The organism is Brevibacterium sp. Lmc1, assembly GCF_057654315.1.
In genome coordinates this window covers 2,757,170-2,774,935 of record NZ_CM172803.1, presented here as the reverse complement: position 1 = coordinate 2,774,935, position 17,766 = coordinate 2,757,170, and the positions used below count along the sequence as shown (strand labels likewise).

General features: G+C 65.1%; 19 protein-coding genes. 18 read left to right on the top strand and 1 reads right to left on the bottom strand.

Annotated elements, in window-relative coordinates:
- The first annotated feature begins 79 nt into the window (after positions 1 to 79).
- The 16 genes from AC239G_RS12420 to AC239G_RS12345 all read left to right on the top strand — a co-directional run bounded on the left by AC239G_RS12420 (position 80) and on the right by AC239G_RS12345 (position 14,268).
- Positions 80 to 1,300, top strand: coding sequence for an ammonium transporter (locus AC239G_RS12420; protein WP_139908450.1), 1,221 nt, complete (start codon positions 80 to 82; stop codon positions 1,298 to 1,300).
- Between the two features lie 429 nt (positions 1,301 to 1,729).
- Entirely contained in the window at positions 1,730 to 3,340 is a 1,611-nt protein-coding gene (ffh, locus tag AC239G_RS12415) for a signal recognition particle protein (protein WP_458310316.1), read from the top strand.
- Positions 3,341 to 3,497: 157 nt separating this feature from the next.
- Positions 3,498 to 3,941, top strand: a complete 444-nt coding sequence (rpsP, locus tag AC239G_RS12410; RefSeq protein ID WP_139468811.1) for a 30S ribosomal protein S16 — start codon at positions 3,498 to 3,500, stop codon at positions 3,939 to 3,941.
- A 1-nt stretch (position 3,942) separates the two neighbouring features.
- Positions 3,943 to 4,173, top strand: a complete 231-nt coding sequence (locus tag AC239G_RS12405) for an RNA-binding protein (RefSeq protein ID WP_039210974.1) — start codon at positions 3,943 to 3,945, stop codon at positions 4,171 to 4,173.
- 180 nt (positions 4,174 to 4,353) lie between these two features.
- Positions 4,354 to 4,854: a ribosome maturation factor RimM gene (gene rimM / locus AC239G_RS12400; RefSeq protein ID WP_458310317.1), complete on the top strand. Its 501-nt coding sequence runs from the start codon at positions 4,354 to 4,356 to the stop codon at positions 4,852 to 4,854.
- A gap of 119 nt (positions 4,855 to 4,973) precedes the next feature.
- On the top strand, positions 4,974 to 5,792 hold the full coding sequence (gene trmD, locus AC239G_RS12395) for a tRNA (guanosine(37)-N1)-methyltransferase TrmD (protein ID WP_181272055.1): 819 nt from the start codon (positions 4,974 to 4,976) through the stop codon (positions 5,790 to 5,792).
- Between the two features lie 173 nt (positions 5,793 to 5,965).
- On the top strand, positions 5,966 to 6,307 hold the full coding sequence (gene rplS / locus AC239G_RS12390; RefSeq protein ID WP_025777317.1) for a 50S ribosomal protein L19: 342 nt from the start codon (positions 5,966 to 5,968) through the stop codon (positions 6,305 to 6,307).
- A 31-nt stretch (positions 6,308 to 6,338) separates the two neighbouring features.
- A complete protein-coding gene (lepB, locus tag AC239G_RS12385; protein ID WP_482400482.1) occupies positions 6,339 to 6,962 on the top strand; it encodes a signal peptidase I in 624 nt (207 codons plus the stop codon).
- Positions 6,963 to 7,068: 106 nt separating this feature from the next.
- Positions 7,069 to 7,776, top strand: coding sequence for a signal peptidase I (gene lepB, locus AC239G_RS12380; protein ID WP_172171301.1), 708 nt, complete (start codon positions 7,069 to 7,071; stop codon positions 7,774 to 7,776).
- A complete protein-coding gene (gene rnhB / locus AC239G_RS12375; protein WP_482400481.1) occupies positions 7,776 to 8,588 on the top strand; it encodes a ribonuclease HII in 813 nt (270 codons plus the stop codon). Before lepB (AC239G_RS12380) ends, rnhB begins: the two co-directional genes overlap by 1 nt.
- A complete protein-coding gene (locus AC239G_RS12370; RefSeq protein ID WP_025777313.1) occupies positions 8,585 to 8,902 on the top strand; it encodes a DUF2469 domain-containing protein in 318 nt (105 codons plus the stop codon). Before rnhB ends, AC239G_RS12370 begins: the two co-directional genes overlap by 4 nt.
- Before the next feature lie 169 nt (positions 8,903 to 9,071).
- Positions 9,072 to 9,491, top strand: a complete 420-nt coding sequence (locus tag AC239G_RS12365) for a YraN family protein (protein ID WP_139908445.1) — start codon at positions 9,072 to 9,074, stop codon at positions 9,489 to 9,491.
- Entirely contained in the window at positions 9,488 to 11,125 is a 1,638-nt protein-coding gene (locus tag AC239G_RS12360) for a YifB family Mg chelatase-like AAA ATPase (protein ID WP_482400480.1), read from the top strand. Before AC239G_RS12365 ends, AC239G_RS12360 begins: the two co-directional genes overlap by 4 nt.
- Positions 11,122 to 12,351 carry a DNA-processing protein DprA gene (gene dprA, locus AC239G_RS12355; RefSeq protein WP_487488986.1) on the top strand — a complete coding sequence of 410 codons (1,230 nt, stop codon included), beginning with the start codon at positions 11,122 to 11,124 and terminating at the stop codon, positions 12,349 to 12,351. The genes AC239G_RS12360 and dprA overlap by 4 nt, the downstream gene beginning before the upstream one ends.
- A 49-nt stretch (positions 12,352 to 12,400) precedes the next feature.
- Positions 12,401 to 13,075 (top strand): maleylpyruvate isomerase N-terminal domain-containing protein, encoded by a 675-nt coding sequence (locus tag AC239G_RS12350; RefSeq protein WP_487488985.1) that lies wholly within the window; start codon positions 12,401 to 12,403, stop codon positions 13,073 to 13,075.
- Positions 13,076 to 13,152: 77 nt separating this feature from the next.
- Positions 13,153 to 14,268 carry a tyrosine recombinase XerC gene (locus tag AC239G_RS12345; protein ID WP_487488984.1) on the top strand — a complete coding sequence of 372 codons (1,116 nt, stop codon included), beginning with the start codon at positions 13,153 to 13,155 and terminating at the stop codon, positions 14,266 to 14,268.
- 63 nt (positions 14,269 to 14,331) lie between these two features.
- On the opposite strand, the gene AC239G_RS12340 is transcribed toward AC239G_RS12345, so the two are convergent.
- Positions 14,332 to 15,402 (bottom strand): D-alanyl-D-alanine carboxypeptidase family protein, encoded by a 1,071-nt coding sequence (locus AC239G_RS12340; RefSeq protein ID WP_487488983.1) that lies wholly within the window; start codon positions 15,400 to 15,402, stop codon positions 14,332 to 14,334.
- A gap of 551 nt (positions 15,403 to 15,953) precedes the next feature.
- On the opposite strand from AC239G_RS12340, the gene rpsB reads away from it, so the two are divergent.
- Positions 15,954 to 16,871, top strand: a complete 918-nt coding sequence (gene rpsB, locus AC239G_RS12335) for a 30S ribosomal protein S2 (protein ID WP_101544634.1) — start codon at positions 15,954 to 15,956, stop codon at positions 16,869 to 16,871.
- Positions 16,872 to 16,904: 33 nt separating this feature from the next.
- On the top strand, positions 16,905 to 17,732 hold the full coding sequence (gene tsf, locus AC239G_RS12330; RefSeq protein ID WP_101544635.1) for a translation elongation factor Ts: 828 nt from the start codon (positions 16,905 to 16,907) through the stop codon (positions 17,730 to 17,732).
- Positions 17,733 to 17,766 lie beyond the last annotated feature (34 nt).

The window sequence follows — 17,766 nt, the reverse complement described above, 5'->3', positions numbered from 1 at the left end:
ATCATCACTGTGACATGCGTCATGGAAACTGTCTCTGCGCGGTTCGATCCGGAACCGGCTTCGACGGATGAGAGACGACATGGAACTCGATGCAGTGAACGTATGGATGATGGTCGCGGCAGGGCTGGTCCTGCTCATGACCCCCGGGGTGGCGTTCTTCTACGGCGGGATGACGCGCATCACCTCGGCGATCAACATGATGATGATGGTCTTCTCCGCAATGGCCGTCGGTGGGCTCGTCTGGGTGCTCTACGGATACGGCCTGAGCTCGGGTGATTCGATCGCCGGGCTCGTCGGTAATCCGCTGTCCCAGCTCGGACTCACCGGTGCCGTCGCCGACGACCCCGCCTCGCTGATCTCGATCGGCTACGGTTCGACGTTCGCGATGATCGCGATCGCACTCATCGCCGGTGCCGTCGCCGACCGAGCGAAATTCTCCACTTGGCTGGTCTTCTCCGCCGCCTGGGTGACGCTCGTGTACTGCCCGCTGGCGTTCATGGTCTGGGGCGACGGACTGCTCAGCGAATCCGGTGCGATCGGCAGCCTGTTCGGACCCGCCATCGACTTCGCCGGCGGCACCGTCGTTCATATCAATGCCGGCATCTCGGCACTCGTCCTCGTCGTCGTCATGGGTCGCCGCGCCCGCTTCTCGACCCCGCACAAGCCGCACAACATTCCGATCACCGTGCTCGGAGCGGCCCTGCTGTGGTTCGGCTGGTTCGGCTTCAACGGCGGTGCCGCCTCGACGATCGAACAGGGCGGACTCATCTGGATCAACACCCTGGCCGCTCCGGCCGCCGGCATGATCACCTGGATCATGATCGAACGGCTGCGGGCCTCGCGGCCCTCCAGCATCGGCAGCGTCTCGGGTGCGATCGCCGGCCTCGTCGCCATCACCCCGGCGTGCGCCAACGTCGATCCCTACGCCGCCGTGCTCATCGGCATCGCCGCAGGAGCGGGAGCGATCTTCGCCGTCGAAGCGAAGAACCGCTTGCGCTACGACGATGCGCTCGATGTGGTGGCCGTCCACCTCGTCGCGGGAATCATCGGCACCGTGATGATCGGCTTCTTCGCCTTCCCACACGAGGACGGGCCTGCCGGTCTCTTCTACGGCGGCGGACTCGAACTGCTCATCGCGCAGGTGCTCGCCTGCCTCGTGGCCATCGTCTTCGCCGGACTCGTCACGCTGGCCATCTCGCTGGTGCTGCGGCAGACGATGGGGCTGCGGATCGACCCGCGCGAGGAGCTCGAGGGCATCGACACCTACGAGCACGCGGAGCAGGCCTACTCCTTCCGGTGATCCACGGCCGCCGGCGCCGGCTTCCCCGAGCGCCGGCTTCCCCGGCCGCCGGCTGCGGTCGGCTGAATTTCGGCCATCACCTCTGCGGCGAGCAGCATCCCTCACCGCTCCTCGCAGTCCGCCTTGGTGCAACGAGTGGGTATGCGACTGCCAGCGTGTTTTGCGAGGAAATGTCGGGTGAACCGCTAGCGGTGAGGGATGCCTCGCGAGTGGCGTACGGCGGGCAGCCTCGGCGAAGGAATTGAGAAGTTGCCGCAGGATTCCTGCGGCCGAACCAGTGATCTGGTCGGAGTGGCTCCTGTCCCCGGGGCAGGCTCACTGGGACTCACCGGGGCTCACGGGGGTTTGCCAGCATCCGCGGTTTCAGCCGGACCCGGGTGAGTTGCTAGTCTAGAGAGTCGACCAAACCATCGTGAAGAAGGCTTGTACGTGTTTAACTCTCTGTCCGACAGGCTCACCGCGACTTTCAAGAATCTGCGCGGGAAGGGCCGGCTGTCCGAAGCCGACGTCGATGCCACCATCCGTGAGATCAGACGTGCCCTGCTCGACGCCGACGTCGCCCTGCCTGTCGTGCGTGCCTTCACCGGCCGGATCCGTGAACGCGCCCTGTCCGAGGAGGTCTCGGGCGCACTCAATCCCGGCCAGCAGGTCGTCAAGATCGTCAACGACGAACTCGTCGGCATCCTCGGCGGTCAGACCCGTCGACTCAACTTCGCCAAGCGGCCGCCGACGGTCATCATGCTCGCCGGCCTCCAGGGTGCAGGTAAGACCACCCTGGCCGGAAAGCTCGCACACTGGCTGAAGTCCGAGGGCCACCGGCCGATGCTCGTCGCGGCCGACCTGCAGCGCCCCAACGCCGTCAACCAGCTCCAGATCGTCGGCGAACGTGCCGGTGCCGTGGTCTACGCCCCGGAACCGGGCAACGGTGTCGGCGATCCGATCCAGGTCGCCACCAACTCGATCGAGGTCGCGAAGTCCAAACTCCACGACGTCGTCATCGTCGATACGGCCGGGCGCCTCGGCATCGACGAGGAGCTCATGCAGCAGGCCGCGGACATCCGCAGCGCGGTCAACCCCGACGAGGTCCTCTTCGTCATCGACGCGATGATCGGTCAGGACGCGGTGAAGACCGCCGAGGCGTTCCTCGACGGCGTCGACTTCACCGGCGTCGTGCTCTCGAAGCTCGACGGTGACTCCCGCGGTGGTGCCGCGCTGTCCGTCGCCGAGGTGACCGGAAAGCCGATCATGTTCGCCTCGACGGGCGAATCGATGAAGGACTTCGAGCAGTTCCATCCGGACCGGATGGCCGACCGGATCCTCGACATGGGCGACATCATGACGCTCATCGAGCAGGCCGAGAAGAACTTCGACGAAAAAGAGACCGAGAAGCTCAAGAAGAAGGTCGAATCCGGCGAGGACTTCGACCTCAACGACTTCCTCACGCAGATGGCGGGCCTGAAGAAGATGGGCTCGATGAAGAAGATGCTGGGCATGATGCCCGGCATGAGCCAGTACAAGGAGCAGCTGGCGAACTTCGACGAGCGTGAGGTCGACCGGGTCGAAGCGATTGTGAGATCGATGACACCCCAGGAGCGCTCCAACCCGAAGATCCTCAACGGCTCCCGCCGTGCCCGCATCGCCAAGGGCGCCGGCACCACGGTCACCGCGGTCAACCAGCTCATGGAGCGCTTCACCCAGGCGCAGAAGATGATGCGGTCGATGACCCGCGGCGGCGGAATGCCCGGAATGCCCGGTGGCGGAGGTATGCCGCAGATGCCCGGAATGGGCGGAATGCCTGGTGCCGCGGGTGGCAAGAAGAAGAAACCCGCAGGGAAGAAGAAGGGCCGCAAGGGCGGTCAGTCGGGCAACCCGGCCAAGCGTGCGCAGGAGGCGCAGGCGCTGGCGGACAAGAAGGCGGGCAAGACCCAGGACCCGGTCGGCTCGGCCTTCGGCGGAGTCGATCTGGGCAAGGACGAGGACTTCGATCCGGCGAACCTGCCCAAGGGCTTCGGCGGAATCTTCCCAGGTGGCAAGAAGTAGAGCCTTCTGGCACAATTGACTCTTGTACTTTTGCTCTCGGTCCGGGCCCTCTCATCCGCGCCGAAGTGATAGTCCGAGCCGCGGCTTCCAGCAGATCAACCCCACGATTCTTCTGGTACAGCTGTGCACACAGAACACAAAAGGAGACACCACTAAAGTGGCAGTCAAAATTCGTCTGACCCGCATGGGCAAGATCCGTGCACCCTTCTACCGCGTCGTGGTCGCTGACTCGAAGACCCGTCGTGACGGTAAGGCCATCGAGCAGATCGGCATCTACCACCCGACCCGTGAGCCTTCGGTCATCGAGATCGATTCCGAGCGAGCACAGTACTGGCTCGGCGTCGGCGCACAGCCGAGCGACCAGGTCAAGGCTCTGCTCAAGCTCACCGGTGACTGGCAGAAGTTCACCGGCGAAGGCGAAGCGGTCAACACCGTGAAGCCGCAGCCGGAGAAGGAAGCCTACGTGGCCCCGAACGCCGAATCGGTGATCAAGGAAGCCATCACGCAGAAGGGCGGCAAGTCCGCTGAAGCTGCCGAGGCTCCGGCCGAGGAAGCAGCCGAAGCCGCGCCTGAGGCCGCTGAAGAAAGCGCTGAAGCCTGAGATGTTGCCTGATTCGCTCGAACATCTGGTCCGCGGAATCGTCGATCATCCCGACGACGTCTCCGTTCGTTCGCGTTCTTCGCAGCGCGGCACGACCCTCGAGGTCCGGGTTCACCCCGAAGACCTCGGCCGGGTCATCGGCCGTGCAGGCAGGACCGCCAAGGCCCTGCGCACCGTGATGAACTCGCTGGCCGGCCGTGAGTCGGTGCGAGTGGACCTCATCGAGGCGTAATTCCAACATCCGAGAGGGGATGCAGCGCACGTGCGCTGCATCCCCTCTCGTGCATTCACTTAACCGTCGCCGACTACACTGGTGCCTGAACAGGGCGGCCCGTCGTACGACCGCAGAAGCGCAGTCACCTCAGTGCAGGGCCGGCCGAACAGACAGCGACAGCAGACTTCGAGGAGCAGTATGGACACGGTGATCGCCCGGCTGGGCAAGCCGCACGGAATCAAGGGCGAATTCACCGTCGAGGTGCGCACCGACCGACCCGAGGACCGGCTCAATCCAGGGGCGACCTTCGCCACCGATCCCGATATCGGACTGCTGACGCTGAAGTCGGCGAGGTGGCATCGCGACCGCCTGCTCCTGGCCTTCGACGAAGTCCCCGACCGCAACCGCGCCGAGGAGATCCGCAACACCCTCATCCTCGCCGAAGCGGATGAGGACGAAGACGAAATCGACGCCTGGTACCTCGACGACCTCATCGGCCTCAAGGTCTATGAGAACGACGCCCTCGTCGGCGAGATCGTCGACGTCACGAACGGCACCGCCCAGGATCTGCTCCACATGAAGCACACCGCCGGACACGTTGTGCTCATCCCCTTCGTCACCGAGATCGTGCCCGATGTCGACATCGACTCAGGACGCGTCATCGTCACCCCGCCCGCCGGCCTCTTCGACGCCGAATGAGCGAACCATCCCCGATGCCCGAATCGTCCCCGATGCTTGGCACCGACACCCCCGCCGAGGCGACCGGAACGGACCCGGTGACCCAGGGTGCGACCTGCGCCGACGTGGTCGGACCGCAGATGTCGATCGACGTCGTGTCAATCTTCCCCGAATACCTCGCCGGACTGCAGCTCTCGCTCATCGGCAAGGCCGTCGATCGTGGTCAGCTGAGCCTCGGCGTCCACGACCTGCGGGACTTCACCTTCGACCGGCACAACACCGTCGATGACTCGCCCTACGGTGGGGGAGCGGGAATGGTCATGAAGGCCGAACCCTGGGCGCTGGCTCTCGAGCACATCCTGGCAGGTCGCGGCAGCGCTGCGGTGGACGAAGGTGCGGACGGTGCTCGGACCGCCGGTCCGGCAGTCGGAGGCAAGCCGACGCTCATCGTGCCCAGCCCTGCCGGGCAGGTGTTCGATCAGCGCATCGCCGAGGATCTCGCCGCCCGCGACCACCTCGTCTTCGCCTGCGGACGCTACGAAGGAATCGACCAGCGCGTCATCGATTGGGCCGGGGAGCACTTCGACCTGCTGCCCATGAGCATCGGCGACTACGTCCTCAACGGCGGTGAAGTCGCCTCGATGGTGATGATCGAAGCGGTCACCCGCCTCATCCCCGGCGTCATCGGAAACCCCGAGTCGCTGACCGAGGAAAGCCACGAAGACGGACTGCTCGAATACCCGATCTATACGAAGCCGGCGAACTGGCGCGGTCGCGAAGTGCCCGAGATCCTGCTCAGCGGCAACCACGCTGCGATCGCCAGGTGGCGACGTGACCGACGTCTCGAACGCACCGCGGATGTCAGACCGGATCTGCTCGAGAAGCTCGATGACCTGAGCAAGGACGACCTGGCCGCGCTCGAGCGGTTTGAGTCTGAGCGCTCAACCGTGACAGAATAGAGCGTCGCGTTTGTTGGCACTCACCTGCTTCAGGGGGATGAGTGCCCACGGTGGCCCGTCGCATCGATTCGGCGGGTCGACGGGGAGAGATCCCGACAGACGATCCAGTTACCGGAACACCGGTCCGATATGCGTGTCCTCGACCTGAAGCAGAGGCCACAGGAGAAACCACAATGCAGAAGCTCGATGTTGTAGATGCAGCCTCGCTGAAGTCTGACGTTCCCGAATTCCGTCCGGGCGACACCCTCAACGTTCACGTCAAGGTGATCGAAGGTTCGCGCTCGCGTATCCAGGTCTTCAAGGGAATCGTCATCCGTCGCCAGGGCGACGGCGTTCGCGAGACCTTCACCGTCCGTAAGATCAGCTTCGGCGTCGGTGTGGAGCGTACCTTCCCGGTGCACTCGCCCAACGTCGACAAGATCGAGGTGCTCACCCGCGGCGCTGTGCGCCGTGCGAAGCTGTACTACCTGCGCGAACTGCGCGGCAAGGCTGCTCGGATCCGCGAAAAGGCCTGATTTGCCCGGCACTGTGGGCGATGATCACACGGTGCCGAACAGACATGAAGACGCGACCTTCGGGTCGCGTCTTCTGTCTTCGGCACGGTTCTGGAAAGCGATCGCGGCGATCGTCGTCGTCATCATCGTGCTCGGCGGATCGATCCGCGGATTCGTCATCCAGCGCTTCACTATTCCGAGCGCCTCGATGGAGCCGACGCTCAAGGTCGATGATTCGATCACGGTGTGGCGCCCGGACGCCCTGCGTGGAGACCTCCAACGCGGAGACATCGTCGTCTTCGACGGCCGCGGATCGTTCGTCGACGATGCGCTGCCCACTCCTCTGCAGAAGATCGGTTCCTGGGTCGGACTCGGCCCTCGGGACGTCTACTACGTCAAACGCGTCATCGCCGTCGGCGGCGACAGCCTCGAATGCTGCGACGCGAAGGGTCGTCTGCTGCTCAACGGCAAGCCTCTGACCGAGGACTATGCGCCGGCCCCCGCCTCGTCGGTGGAATTCTCCATCGAAGTCCCCGAGGGCACCATGTGGGTGATGGGCGACAATCGCAACGACTCCGCCGACTCCAGGTCGCTGCTGGGACGGCCCGGTGGGGGATTCATCCCCACCGACCGGATCATCGGCCCCGTGATCGGGCACGGCTCCTCGATCGACTGAGCGCACACACCGCAACTGCACTGCGGCTGAGTGTGCGGCGAGAGTCGTGCTGATACGCTCGGTTCAGTCCACAGCCGCAGTCCTGGTCCGATGTGAAAGCGAACGAATGACAAGCGAATCCGAAGCTTCCCCGCCGCCCGCCTCGAAACGGTTCGCGCGCGGTCTGCTGGAGACCCTGGCGATCATCGTCGTCGCCCTGCTCATCTCGACGGCCCTGAAGACGTGGGTCGTCCGTTCGTTCTACATCCCGTCCGAATCCATGATGACCACTCTCCAGGTCGATGACCGGGTGCTCGTCAACCAGCTGGCTCACCGCTTCGGACCCGCCGACCGCGGCGACATCATCGTCTTCGACGACCCGGACCATTGGCTCTCGGCCGCCGAGACCGCCGAATACACGCCCAACCCGGTCCTCGAATTCATCGGCTTGGCTCCCGCGGACTCGGGCAATCAGCTGATCAAACGGGTCATCGGCGTCGGCGGCGACACGATCAGATGCTGTGACGCCGAGGGACGCCTGCTGGTCAACGGCGAACCGATCGACGAAACCTATCTCGATGAGGGCACCGCTCCCTCGGAGGTCGAATTCGAAGTCACAGTGCCCGAAGGCCATTACTGGGTGATGGGCGACAACCGCAGCAACTCCGCCGACTCGCGCTACCACATGGACACCGACCCCTTCGTGGCCGAAGACGACGTCGTCGGCACCGTGTTCCTCATCAACTGGCCGTTCAAGCACTTCAGCTGGGTCTCGACACCCGACAAGGTCTTCGCGGACGTACCGGACACCGCCGAGGGACTCAGCGGGAACTGATGGCCGCACGTGGACTGACCGACCTCAGCGTCGAACGGGAGCTGCTGAGCGAGGGATTCGACTACGTCATCGGCGTCGACGAGGTGGGCCGTGGTGCCCTGGCCGGGCCCGTCAGCGTCGGTGTCGCCCTGTTCGATCTGCGCATTCTCACCGCCGCCGAGGTGCCCGCCGGCATCCATGATTCGAAGCAGCTGAGCGCGCAGTCGAGGCAGGAGGCCACCGACCGCGTGCGGTCGTGGGCGACCGCCGCGGCGGTGGGATCGTCGACGCCGGCCGAGCTCGACGAGGTGGGGATGACGATGGCGCTCAACCTCGCCGGACGTCGCGCCATGATCTCGATGCTGCGCGAATGGGCGGACGCTCGTACCGACAGGCACGGTTCGGGCGGTTTCGAAAGGAACGGTTCGGGAGGTGCCGATGTCAACGGAACGGCCGCCTCGGCGAGGGAATTCCCGGGCCGGACGATGGTGCTCCTCGACGGTCGACACGATTGGCTTTCGGCCCCACTCACCCTCGATTGCCTGGGGACATTCGGTGACTGTGTCGACCTCGAACTGCCGCCTGTGCGCACCGTGATCAAGGGGGACGGCTCCGTTCCGGCTATCGCGGCGGCGAGCATCGTGGCGAAAGTGGCACGCGACGAGACGATGATCGCACTCGCGGAGGCCCATCCGCACTATGGTTGGGAATCGAACGTGGGATACGGGACGGTGAAGCACCGACAGGGCATCACCGAACTCGGACCCAGCATCCACCACCGGAGAAGCTTCCGCCTGACCGCGGACTCAGGAGCGAAGGAGGGCCTGTTATGAGCGCCGATGATCTTGACGACTACGAAGCACAACTCGAGCTTGCGCTGTACAAGGAATACCGGGACGTCGTCGGTCTCTTCGCCTATGTCGTCGAGACCGAGCGCCGGTTCTACCTCGCCAACCACGTCGACCTCAAGGCTCACAACGATGCCGGCGACGTGTACTTCGAACTCACCCTGCGCGACGCGTGGGTGTGGGACAGCTACAGGTCGGCACGGTTCATCAAGACTGTGCACGTGCTGACGTTCAAGGACGTCAATATCGAAGAGATCGCGAAGTCCGATCTCGAACCGCCGACGGCGATCCGCGGCTGAGGCGGGGCGCCGGGGCCACCGGCGAACCCTGGGCTCACTGACCCTTGCACCGATTGCTGTGGACGAGGCACTGACTCGACCGTCCTCGGCCTGTGGATGAGGCGGCCTCGTCCACAGGCCTTTTTTCTGCTCTTCCCTGAAGTATTGCCGGCATGGTCATCTGACCGGTATGGGACGGATACGAACACCCGGTCGGACACGAGCGTCGAAGAGCACGCGGACCGTGAAGGGCCTGCGCAAGCAGGCGCTCGGCAGCAGAGGAGAGGACCTCGCCGCTGCGTTCCTCGAAGACGCTGGACTCGTCGTTCTCGAACGCAACTTCCGGTGCCCACGCGGTGAGCTCGACATCATCGCCCGCGACGGTGACACCGCGGTCTTCGTGGAGGTCAAGACGCGTCGCACGGCCATGCTCGGATCACCGTTGGAGGCCGTGACCCGAAACAAGCTCGCCCGCATCCGCACATTGGCAGGGTTCTGGCTGAGCGGGCAGGACGAATACTTTCCGGCCACGCGCATCGACGCACTCGGAATCATCATGGAACCGCGCGTCCAGTACTTCCACTGCCCGAACATCCAGGTCGACTCGTGAGTGAGGAGACCCTGGGACGGGAGGAACCGTCGGGCGATCCGGTCGATCCGCCGGAGCTGGTCGAGCCGGTCGAGGCCGACGAAGTCGAACCCGCATCCTCGGCGCACATCATCGGGCGGGCCTCCGCCGTGGCTCTGTGGGGACTGACCGGGAAGATCGTGTCGATCGAAGCCAGCGTCAGCGCGGGCCTGCCGGGAATCGACATCGTCGGACTGCCGGATGCCTCGGTGAGCGAATCACGCAAGCGCCTTCGTGCGGCCCTGTCCTATCTCGGCAAACCAGTCGCCACAGAACACCTGACGATCAACCTCACCCCGGGAACGGTTCCGAAGATCGGCACCGGATTCGACCTCGGCATCGCCGTCGCCGTGCTCAGAGCACTCTCGTTGATCTCCAACGACGACACAGGCAGCGTCATCCACTGCGGTGAGATCGGACTCGACGGCAGAATCCGTCCCGTCACCGGGGTGCTCCCGTCCCTGCACACAGCGCTGCAAGCTGGGTTCGACCGCTTCGTCGTCCCCATCGGCAATGCCGATGAGGCGGGACTCATCGGACGGGCAAGAATCCTCCCGGTCGCCTCGCTGGCCGAGGTGGTCAATGCCTACGGAGGATCGATGGCCGTACCCGCACTGCCTGCCGTCCTCGAAATGGATCGGCCCGTCCCCGTGAACCCGGAACTCCACGACCTCAGCGAAGTCCAAGGACAGGCCGAAGGACGTTTCGGCCTCGAAGTCGCCGCGGCAGGTGGCCACAACCTGCTCATGCGCGGAACACCCGGCGCGGGCAAGACGCTGCTGGCCCAATGCCTGCCCGGAATCCTGCCGCCGCTGAACGACGACGAAGCCGTCGAAGTCGCCACCGTCCGTTCCCTGCGCGGAGAACTCGACGGCAGCGACGGACTCGATCACCGCCCGCCGTTCGAGGCACCCCATCACCGCAGCACCGCCTCGGCGCTCATCGGCGGACGCCGCCCCGGAACGGTCGGAGTCCTCAGCCGAGCCCACCGCGGGGTTCTGTTCATGGATGAGGCACCCGAATTCTCACGCGATGTGCTCGAAGCCCTGCGACAGCCGATGGAATCCCGTCGCGTCCACATCCACCGCGCCTGGGGATCGATGGTGCTTCCGGCATCCTTCCAGCTCATCATGGCCGCAAACCCCTGCCCCTGCGGAGTCGGGATGGCCGGCGCCGGCGGGGACTGTCGGTGCACCCCTCTGGACAAACGCCGCTATCGCAATCGGCTCTCCGGGCCGCTGCTCGACCGCGTCGACCTGCAGCTCGAGCTCTTCCCCGTCTCTCCCGCCGACATCCGGCTCGGCGGGGACCAGGAGACCAGCACCACGGTGGCCGCCCGCGTGTCAGGCGCACGGAAGCGACAGTCGGAACGATTCGCCGGCTGCGACTGGAGGCTCAACGCTGAAGCGCCCGGAACCTGGCTGCGCGAACACTTCGCACTCACACCGAAAGACCTGACGGACCTGGACCGGGCACTCGACACCGGCCGGATCACCATGCGCGGCTATGACAGGGTGCTGCGTGTCGCAACCACTCTGGCCGACCTGGCGGGAAAGCAGGGTCCCGACCCCGACACGATGAGAATGGCGCTCGCCTTGCGGACACAGGAGTCATGACCGTGAACACACATGAGGACGTACGCATGGCCATCGCCTCACTGCTGCGCATCGGTGAGCCCGGCGACGGACTGCTCAGACAGCTCGTCGACGGAATCGGCCCGGTCGCCGCTCTGTCGATCATCACGGCCGTCGGTCGCGGTGAGACCACCGCGCACGATGCTGTCCAAGGTCTGGCCGACACCGGCACCGAGGCGGCCGAACACAGTCAGCTGCCAGCGGCCATCGACCGGTGGGCTGTGCGAGCCGGCGAAGCCGACGCGGTCGGGAGCGACCTGGACAAGATCGCGAGAATCGGCGGCCGACTGATCATTCCCGATGACGATGAGTGGCCCCGAATGCTCGACGACCTCGGCCCTGCAGCGCCACTGGGCCTATGGGTGAGAGGAGCAGCCTCCCTCAGCGCCGCACTGACTCGTGCCGTTGCCGTGGTCGGGGCCAGAGCAGCCAGCAACTACGGAACCAAATGCGCCTCTGACCTCGCGTGGGATCTTGCCGCTCGCGGAATCACCGTCGTATCCGGCGGCGCGTTCGGCATCGATGCGGCCGCCCACCGTGCCGCCATCGCCCGCGAATCGCCGACGGTGGCATTCATGGCCGGGGGAGTCGACCGCTTCTACCCGGCGGCGAACGCCGAACTGTTCGAACAGATCCTCGCCACCGGTGCCATCGTGTCCGAGACTGCACCCGGAATGACGCCGATGCGCCACCGGTTCCTGCTGCGCAACCGACTCATCGCCGCCTCGTCGCAGGTGAGCGTCATCGTCGAAGCCGGCTGGCGCAGCGGGGCACTCAACACCGCCCGGCATGCCCTCGAACTCTCCCGCCAGGTCGCGGCCTTCCCCGGGTCCGTGTACTCGGCGTCCTCGACCGGAGCACACAAGCTCCTGCGCGAACACGAAGCGGAACTCGTCACCTGCAGCGACGACGTCATCGCGCTCATGGACGATGACACCCCGGCACTCTTCGACACGGCCGTGCTCAGTGCTGCGGTGGGGAGTGGAGAACGCCCGCCGTCTTTCGATCCCCGCGAAGGGCTCGACGAGCGGGAGAAGATCTGTCTGAATGCGCTGACCGTGTCGAAGCCGCTCGACGTCGGCACCATCGCTTCCCGGGCAGGGCTGACGATCGCGGATGCGCTCAACTCTCTCACCGCGCTCGACCTGACCGGATTGGCCGCACGCCGTGACACCGGATGGGTGAAGCTGCGCAGACCGCGCTCCTGATGCCGGCGATGACCGTCAGTCCGCCGCGGAGACCGCGTATCCTGAGGACGTGAGCACAGACTCTCCCGCCGACCATTTCTCTCAGGCCTGGACAGCACTGTTGAGAACCGTCGCCGGACTGCGTGACGGCGACTTCGGGCGAGCCTCCGGCTGTGCCAGGTGGCGCGTCCAAGACCTCGTGTGCCACCTCATCATCGATGCCCAGGACGTCCTCATCACCCTCGTGACACCGAGCGAGGGCGCACCGACCCACGACTCAGCAACCTACTGGACTGTCACAGACTTCCCGCCGACCGGGGATGATCCCCTCGACGCGCTCATCCCGCGACTGGCTGCCGCCTATGAGGCCCCGCAGCTGCTGAAGTTCCACCTCGACGATGTGGGCACAGCCGCCGACCGGGCCGCTCGGCTCGCCGACCCCGAACGACGGGTGGAGACCCAGCACATGGTGCTCACGATCGGAGACTTCCTCAACGCGTATGTCCTCGAATGGACCCTTCACCACTTCGATCTCATCGCACACCTGCCGGATGCGCCGACTCCGCCGACAGGCTGCGTCGCTCGAAGCCGGACGATGTTCGAGGACGCTATCGGGGCGACGATCCCCGCGGAACTGACCGATGCCGAAGCACTGCTCATCGGCACGGGACGACGACCACCGGACGCGGCGCAGAGATCGGTCCTCGGCGACATAGGCGAACGGCTGCCGTTCATCCTCAGCTGAGGCCTGATGGCCGACACCTGACGCCTGATGGCCGACGGAAAACGGCGGCGTCCTTCGGCGCCGCGTATCCTGGGGACGTGAGCACATCATCGACCGTCGCCGAGGTTGTGTCAGGCTATGCCGACCACCTGAGGTCTCGTGACGTCTCCGAACACACCGCCCGAGCCTACGTCGCCGACGTCTCCGACTTCCTCGATCACGCCGTGCACTCGACGAAGCTCCGACAGGGGAGCGGAGAGGGGCACCTCACGACGGCATCCGGCGCACGGATCGACATCGCTGCGATCGAACTCGACGATCTGCGGTCCTGGCTCATCGCCCTGGACGATGCCGGTGCCGCGAAATCGACGGTGGCTCGCAAGATCGCGGCAGTGCGCTCCTTCTTCGCCTACGGTGTGAGCAACCTGGGACTGCCGAACAACCCGGCCGCGCGTCTGCGGACTCCGAAGAAGGACTCCCGCCTACCCACGGTGCTCAAACCTCAGCAGGCCGCTGACCTCATCTCCGCCGCCGAGAACCACCGAACCGGAGTCACCGGCGTGGGGCGGAGACGGAAAGGGGGAAGCGCCGACAACGGCATGGATACGAGTGGCTTGATGGCAGACGACTCCTCGACGAGCGACCCGGCTGCAGACGACACCACGACGGGTGATTCCGCACAGCACGGCAAGAACGATCCACTCGATGCGGCCAAACGCATCCGCGATGCCGCAATCCTGGAAATGCTCTACGCCACTGCGGTGCGTGTCTCGGAGCTGACCGGACTCGACCGCAGCGACATCGATCACCGCGCATCGATGATCACCGTGCTCGGCAAGGGCAACAAAGAACGTCGCGTCCCGTTCGGGACCCCGGCACGCAGAGCCCTCGACGACTGGCTCGCCGCCCGCGAACTGTTCACCGGTCCTCACAGCGGCGACGCACTGTTCCTCGGCGTTCGCGGGGGACGCATCGGCGCCAGGCAGGTGCGCGAACTCGTTCACCACTACGGCTCCGACGACCCCAGCGCCCCGGACATCGGACCACACGGACTGCGACACTCTGCGGCCACACACATGCTCGACCGCGGTGCCGACCTGCGTCAGATCCAAGAGCTGCTCGGCCACTCCACGATGAGCAGCACCCAGATCTACACTCAGGTATCCATGCAGCGTCTGCAGGACACCTACCGGCGAGCACACCCGCGAGCCTGAGACTCACAGAGACGGATTTGGCCGGCAGAGTCATGGCGGAAGCGTCGGCCTGGCCGAGGCCTCCTACTTCCGGAATTCCCAGTGCCAGGGCTCGGGCAGGGACCCCGTCTGCCGTGCCCAACCGGGATGAATCCACCCGAACTTCGGCGCATTCGCCCGCATCCACTGATGCTGCGCGGTGCCGAAGGAATTGATCCCGCTGCCGAGGTCGACGGCCAGCGCCCACCCGTGATTCGACGTTCCCGGTGTCGCCGCCATCCGCCCCTTTCGCCGTTTGAGGATCACCTGCGTGGCGTAGTCCCGGTAAGCATCGGTGACCGAGATCGGGGCGCCGAACCGAGCCTCGAACGCCGACGAGAGCCGATCGAAAGCCGCTTGAGCATCGCAGCGCAGCATCTGCCCGGGGGCCGACTCCAACTGGCACATCGCCGAGGCGGGAATCTGCCCATTGCTGTGACCGCCCCACGCTCCGGCACCGGAGGTGGCCGAATCTCCGCCGCCTTTCGGTTCCTTCGCGGGCTTCCGTGACAGAGGCAGAAGTGCCGACTGCTCCTGGCCGAAGAACTTGTCCGGATCGACGTACCTCTGATCGCTCGCGGCCGGCCATGCTCCTATATGCAGGCACGAACGCTGACAGTGGCCACCGCTGCCCACCGTGCCGATCTTCTCGCCGGCGGCAAATCCCTCACCCTTCTTCAACGACGTCGCGGCCGGTTGGAACGTGAGCACATGATCGGACTCGGTGAGGATGCTGACGGTCGCAGTCCCCGCCACCGTGCCGGCAAAGCGGATCGTCCCTTCCGTCGGTGCCCGCAGCGGTTCGCCAACGACAGCGAGCACGTCGATTCCGCGATGCCCCTTGAGCCACGGCTTGTCCGGAGGATCAAAGGCTTCGATGATCTCCATCGCCGGCACCGGGGTGACCCAGTTCGTCGGTGCGCTCCTCTGAAGGCTGACCTGTGTCCGTGTCGACGCAGGCCCGGAGGCGGCGCTCGCCGTCGGGGGAGTGCTCGTGAGCACAAGCGCCGCTGCGATGATCACGGCAAGGAGCAGTGACTGCGGTGAGCCGAGGCTTGAGCGTCTCGTTCGGAGATGGAGCAGCAGGCGGAGACGGTCGAACGCGAAGTGAGTCATGGGAGCATGCAAACGCCTAGGGCGCGGTCGTGTCACCCGTGAGTATCACCCCTGTGGACGAGCTGCCTCCACCCACAAGCCAAAGACGTTCGAGTGCGGCGACCGTCCACAGGAAGCGATGGTCGAGTGCACCGAATCGACGGCAATCCGGCTCCACACGCCCGACGGGACCCTGCGCTCCGACACTCGCCCGCACCCATCGATCCCCACCCGTCGACGTACGAGTCGGTGCGACGATACGGCCCGGCGGGCCGCCTCGGCGAGGGATCGTTCTCGATTGGAAATGACTTGCCCAACCGGGATAGACTTAAGCCCAGCAGAAGCGTGTCTTCTGACTACGCGTATCCGAATTCTTCTCCTTCCCATGGTGCAGGCAGCCGTCAGGTGTGCCTGTGGGGCGGACGAACCGGGTACCAGGAATCAACCGAAAATGTCATCGACGCATCCCGTCGATCGAATCGATGCGGACCCTCAGAGGTTCGCTTTGAGAGCGATCGACGCGCGCGTGACGTAAAAGCACCCTGAGGGTGCACAGAAAGGAGGGCGTCGGCATGGCCGTCGTCACCATCCGCCAGCTGCTCGACAGCGGCGTTCACTTTGGACACCAGACCCGTCGTTGGAACCCGAAGATGAAGCGCTTCATCTTCACCGAGCGCAACGGCATCTACATCATCGACCTGCAGAAGTCGCTGGGCTACATCGACAACGCCTTCGAATTCGTCAAGGAGACCGTGGCCCACGGCGGCTCGATCCTCTTCGTCGGCACCAAGAAGCAGGCCCAGGAATCCATCGCTGAGCAGGCTCAGCGCGTGGGTCAGCCCTACGTCAACCAGCGTTGGCTCGGCGGTATGCTCACGAACTTCCAGACCATCTCGATGCGTCTGCGCCGCCTCAAGGAACTCGAAGAGATCGACTTCGACGACGTTGCAGGTTCCTCGCACACCAAGAAGGAACTGCTCATCCTGCGTCGCGAGAAGGACAAGCTCGAGAAGACCCTCGGCGGCATCCGCGACATGCAGCGCACCCCGTCGGCCGTCTGGATCGTCGACACCAAGAAGGAACACCTCGCGGTCGACGAAGCCAAGAAGCTGGGCATCCCGGTCATCGGCATCCTCGACACCAACTGCGACCCGGACGACGTCAACTACCCGATCCCGGGCAACGACGACGCCATCCGCTCCGTCTCGCTGCTGACCCGCGTCGTCGCCGACGCCGTGGCCGAAGGCCTCATCGCCCGCCACTCCTCGGACGACGCCAGCGGTGAGAAGAACGTCTCCGCCGTCGAGCCCATGCCCGAGTGGGAGCGCGAGCTCCTCGAAGGCAAGACCGAAGAGAACGGCACCGAGGCTGCTGCCCCGGCCGAAGAAGCCGCTCCTGCCGCTGAGGCTGCTCCTGCGGCCGACGCCGAGAACGCCGAAGCCGCTCCGGCCGCTGAAGCTGCCGACTCCACCGAGTCGACCGAGTCCTGATTTCGTTTAACTCCACCATCCTGAGGAGAAGGAATGGCAAACTACACTGCCGCTGATATCAAGGCACTGCGCGAGAAGACCGGCGCCGGAATGATGGACGTCAAGAAGGCTCTCGACGAGTCCGACGGCGACCAGACGAAGGCCATGGAAGCCCTGCGCATCAAGGGCCTCAAGGGCGCCACCAAGCGCGAAGGCCGCTCGACCTCCGACGGTCTGGTCGCGACCTCCGTCGAAGGCGGAGTCGGCACCATGATCGAGCTCAACTCGGAAACCGACTTCGTTGCGAAGTCCGAACCGTTCGTCAAGCTCTCCGAAGAGGTCCTCGAGCTTGCCGTGGCCAACAAGGCCGATTCGGCCGAGGCTCTCCTCGCCGCTGAGACCGACGGCAAGCCCGTCTCCCAGTTCATCACCGAATCCGGTGCCTCGCTGGGCGAGAAGGTCGAACTGCGTCGCGTGGGCCGTGTCGAAGGCTCCAAGATCGCCTCCTACCTGCACCGCACCAACAAGGACCTGCCGCCGCAGGTCGGCGTGCTGCTGGCATTCGAAGGTGACGACGAGACCGTGGCACACGATGTCGCCGTGCACATCGCCGCTATGGCCCCGAAGTACTTCTCCCGCGAAGACGTTCCCGCCGACCTCGTCGAGAACGAGCGCCGCATCGCCGAAGACACCGCGAAGAACGAAGGCAAGCCCGAACAGGCTCTGCCGAAGATCATCGAGGGTCGCGTCAACGGCTTCTTCAAGGAGAACTGCCTGCTCGACCAGGGATTCGCCAAGGATCCCAAGCAGTCCGTGGCCAAGGTCCTCGAGGCTGCCGGCGTCAAGGCCACCGGCTTCCTGCGCTACCGCGTCGGAGCCTGATTCACCACTGACCGTGAAGCAGACAGATCTCTGC

Excerpts from the sequence above, each read along its gene's own strand:
- AC239G_RS12405 (WP_039210974.1), top strand. The coding sequence starts at position 3,943 with ATGTTGCCTGATTCGCTCGAACATCTGGTCCGCGGAATCGTCGATCAT.
- rimM (WP_458310317.1), top strand. The coding sequence starts at position 4,354 with ATGGACACGGTGATCGCCCGGCTGGGCAAGCCGCACGGAATCAAGGGC.
- AC239G_RS12370 (WP_025777313.1), top strand. The coding sequence starts at position 8,585 with ATGAGCGCCGATGATCTTGACGACTACGAAGCACAACTCGAGCTTGCG.
- rplS (WP_025777317.1), top strand. The coding sequence starts at position 5,966 with ATGCAGAAGCTCGATGTTGTAGATGCAGCCTCGCTGAAGTCTGACGTT.
- tsf (WP_101544635.1), top strand. The coding sequence starts at position 16,905 with ATGGCAAACTACACTGCCGCTGATATCAAGGCACTGCGCGAGAAGACC.
- lepB (WP_172171301.1), top strand. The coding sequence starts at position 7,069 with ATGACAAGCGAATCCGAAGCTTCCCCGCCGCCCGCCTCGAAACGGTTC.
- AC239G_RS12420 (WP_139908450.1), top strand. The coding sequence starts at position 80 with ATGGAACTCGATGCAGTGAACGTATGGATGATGGTCGCGGCAGGGCTG.
- rnhB (WP_482400481.1), top strand. The coding sequence starts at position 7,776 with ATGGCCGCACGTGGACTGACCGACCTCAGCGTCGAACGGGAGCTGCTG.
- trmD (WP_181272055.1), top strand. The coding sequence starts at position 4,974 with ATGTCGATCGACGTCGTGTCAATCTTCCCCGAATACCTCGCCGGACTG.
- AC239G_RS12340 (WP_487488983.1), bottom strand. The coding sequence starts at position 15,402 with ATGACTCACTTCGCGTTCGACCGTCTCCGCCTGCTGCTCCATCTCCGA.
- AC239G_RS12365 (WP_139908445.1), top strand. The coding sequence starts at position 9,072 with ATGGGACGGATACGAACACCCGGTCGGACACGAGCGTCGAAGAGCACG.
- dprA (WP_487488986.1), top strand. The coding sequence starts at position 11,122 with ATGACCGTGAACACACATGAGGACGTACGCATGGCCATCGCCTCACTG.
- rpsB (WP_101544634.1), top strand. The coding sequence starts at position 15,954 with ATGGCCGTCGTCACCATCCGCCAGCTGCTCGACAGCGGCGTTCACTTT.